This is a genomic window from Humidesulfovibrio sp., from assembly GCF_031082295.1.
Lineage (GTDB): Bacteria > Desulfobacterota > Desulfovibrionia > Desulfovibrionales > Desulfovibrionaceae > Humidesulfovibrio.
Window position 1 is genome coordinate 1 of the sequence record NZ_JAVHLD010000070.1, and the last position, 2,882, is coordinate 2,882.

Annotated in this window: 3 protein-coding genes; 1 reads left to right on the top strand and 2 read right to left on the bottom strand. The window is 69.5% G+C overall.

Annotation, left to right across the window (positions count from 1 at the left end; translation table 11 throughout):
• Positions 1 to 79: 79 nt before the first annotated feature.
• Both hemW and RDU24_RS15875 read right to left on the bottom strand, forming a co-directional pair.
• Positions 80 to 1,240 carry a radical SAM family heme chaperone HemW gene (gene hemW, locus RDU24_RS15870; RefSeq protein ID WP_308736757.1) on the bottom strand — a complete coding sequence of 387 codons (1,161 nt, stop codon included), beginning with the start codon at positions 1,238 to 1,240 and terminating at the stop codon, positions 80 to 82.
• A complete protein-coding gene (locus tag RDU24_RS15875; RefSeq protein ID WP_308736758.1) occupies positions 1,230 to 2,048 on the bottom strand; it encodes a C40 family peptidase in 819 nt (272 codons plus the stop codon). Before RDU24_RS15875 ends, hemW begins: the two co-directional genes overlap by 11 nt.
• Before the next feature lie 374 nt (positions 2,049 to 2,422).
• On the opposite strand from RDU24_RS15875, the gene RDU24_RS15880 reads away from it, so the two are divergent.
• On the top strand, positions 2,423 to 2,882 hold a 460-nt coding region (locus RDU24_RS15880), incomplete at its 3' end, for a MerR family transcriptional regulator (RefSeq protein ID WP_308736759.1).

Here is a 2,882-nt window from a genome sequence, read left to right on the forward strand (position 1 = left end):
CCAGAGGGCCTCAGGCCCTTTGGCGGGGGTCCAGGGGGCGGCGCCCCCTGGCGGCGCTCCTGGGTTTCGTCGTCGGTGGTTATTCGAAGCCCAGGGCGCGGATGATGCTGTTTGAGACGAGCATGCCGGTGCGTGTGAGTCGCAGTCGGCCCTGGTTGATGCGGATGAGTTCTTTTTGTCGCAGTGCCTGGATGATGGCCTTGTGGCTGGTGAGCAGGTTGACGCCTGAGAGGGCGCGGTATTCGGCCAGGTCGAGTCCTTTGGTGGTGCGCAGGGCGAGCATGAGTCGTTCCTTCGCGCGTGTTTCCGGGGTGAGGGTTTCTCGTTGGTGCAAGCCGATCTGCCGGGTGCGCACGAGTTCGGTCCAGGCGCGCAGGGATTCCGGGTTGGTGTGCCGCAGGTGTCCGAGGGTGGAGGTTGCGGCGGGTCCGAGGCCTAAGTAGTCGCGCCCGTCCCAGCAGAGCTGGTTGTGTCGGCAGGCCTGTCCCAGCCGGGCGTAGTTGGAGATCTCGTACTGGAGGTAGCCCGCGTCTTCGAGGAGCTCCCCGGTGTGCACGTACATGCGCGCCAGTTCGCGTTCGGGCGGCAGCTGGCGGAGGTCTTCGGGCGCTTCGGCCAGGGGGGTGCCGGGTTCGAGTGACAGGCCGTAGCAGGACAGGTGTTCGGGCGAGAGTTCGACGGCGCGGCGCAGGGATTCGAGCCATTGGCCTTCGCGCTGGGCGGGCAGCCCCCAGATGAGGTCGAGGCCGAGGTTGCCGAACCCGGCGCCGCGGGCGTTGGTGGCGGCCTCCCAGGCCTGGCGGGCGGTGTGCGGCCTGCCGAGCAGGGCAAGTTCCTCGTCGCGGAAGCTTTGGACGCCCAGGCTCAGGCGGTTGACGCCCAGGTGCCGCGCGGCGGAGAGGAAGTCGAGGGTGGCGGATTCCGGGTTGGCTTCCAGGGTGATTTCGGCGTCGGGCGCGAGGTCGAAGCGCTGGCGCAGGGCGTCGAGGATGCTGTCGAGGTGGTCGGGTGGCAGCAGGCTTGGCGTGCCGCCGCCGAAGAAGACGGTGGGCACGTTCAGGCGGCCCAGGCGCTCGGCCCAGAGGGCGATCTCGTCGAGCAGGACGGTCAGGTAGGCGTCGAGCATGCCCTCGCGCAGGGGCTGGGAGTAGAAGGCGCAGTAGCCGCATTTGGAGCGGCAGAAGGGAACGTGGATGTAGAGGGAGGCGGAGGGTGCGGCGGAGCGCGTCTCAGCGCACATAGCGTCGCGCGCCCATGTAGCGCTTTGTCCAGTAGGAGTCGCCCATGTTGGCTTCGCTGATGCTGCGGCCTCGCCTGGGGCTGTGCACGAAGATGCCGTCGTCCATGTAGATGCCCACGTGCCAGCGTCCGCGGCGGTTGATCTTGTAGAACACGAGGTCGCCCGCGCGCAGTTCGTGCTTGTTGATGCGCTCGCCCACGGCGAACTGCTCCCTGGCGGTGCGCGGCAGGGTGATGCCGTGCTGCTGGAAGGTCCATTGGGTGAAGCCTGAGCAGTCGAAGCCGGTGCTTGGGATGGACCCGCCCCAGCGGTAGCGGCGGCCTTTCTGGGTCAGTCCGGTGCGCACCACGTCCAGGCCCAGGGAGGGTGGCAGCTTGGCCAGGCGTTCCAGGCGCGCCTCCACCTCGAGGTCATCCAGGGAGGGGAACTCCGGGATGTCGGTGGCCTTGGGCGGGGCCTCGGCCAGGGCCTTGGGCCGGAAGGGCACGGCGCCGGGGCCGAGGAGGCCGGGCGCGAGCTTGGGCATGGGCGGCGCGGCCACCGGGGCCTGTTGGGACTCCGGCAGGTGCTGTTCGGCCAAAAGCCCGCTGTTCTGGGCGAGGATGGGGTCGGGCGCGCCAACGGGGTAGCGCAGGGCCGGGGCGCGCAGGCTGGAGACCGTGGCGGGCACGCAGGCGCTGAGCGTCAGCAGCAGCAATCCTGCCAGCACGGCCAGGGCCAGGCGGGAGGTCGGCGCGGTCCGGACCGCAGGGGGGCGTATGCAGGCGTCGGGCGCTATGGTGTCCGGCCTGCTGGGCACGAAGGTCACGTGTGATCCAGCTCCTTGGGGGCTGCTCGCTGCCGGCATCTCCCTCTATTGGTGGGGGGAGGCGGCGCTGGGCGGCCAGGTGCCTAGGCCGGTCCACGGCCCGCCGAGCACGGCGGGAAGGGTGTGAGGTGTGGGACCGGGCGTTGGCTTCCGGGTGCTATAGCCCGAATGTGCGGCCCGCGCCAAGGGAAAAAGCATGCACATCGTTGACCGGACCGGGCGGTGCCCTGGGGTGTGTTTGTGCTCGGTACCAGGCCTTGACCTGGCGGCATCGCTACGATATCGATAAGCGACAAGGTGTCGTTTTCAGGCGATTTCAGTCAATATCGATAAGCGCCGATGACGGCGTGGCCCAGTGGCCGGACGGGGCAGGAATGACCGCGCAGACGTACACGCATCGAGACTTGGCCGGGTTGCTCGGCGTCTCCGAAACCACGGTGAAGAGCTACCGGAGCAAGTTTCCGGGGTTCCTGCCCGTGGCCCGGCAGGGCAAGCCCGTGCAGCTGCACGCGGAGTCCCTGGAGGTGTGCCGCCGCATCCGCGACCTCTTCGCCGAGGGGCTGACCGTCGTGCAGGCCACGGAGCGGCTGCGCCAGGAGTTCAAGCAGTATCCGCAGGCCCGGCGCGCGCCCGCTGTGGTCCGGCAGCCCGTTCCGGCGGATGCCGACGCAGGGCTGGACGACCGGCTGGAGTCGCTGGCCCAGGCCCAGGAACTGGCCTGGCGGCGCGTGGAGCAGCTGGAGGCCGAGGTGCGCAATCTGGCCACCCTGGAGGCCGCGTCCAAGGCCCTGGTGGCGGAGCTGCTGCAGGAGCTGCGGGCCTCGCGCCAGGCCG

Excerpts from the sequence above, each read along its gene's own strand:
- hemW (WP_308736757.1), bottom strand. The coding sequence starts at position 1,240 with ATGTGCGCTGAGACGCGCTCCGCCGCACCCTCCGCCTCCCTCTACATC.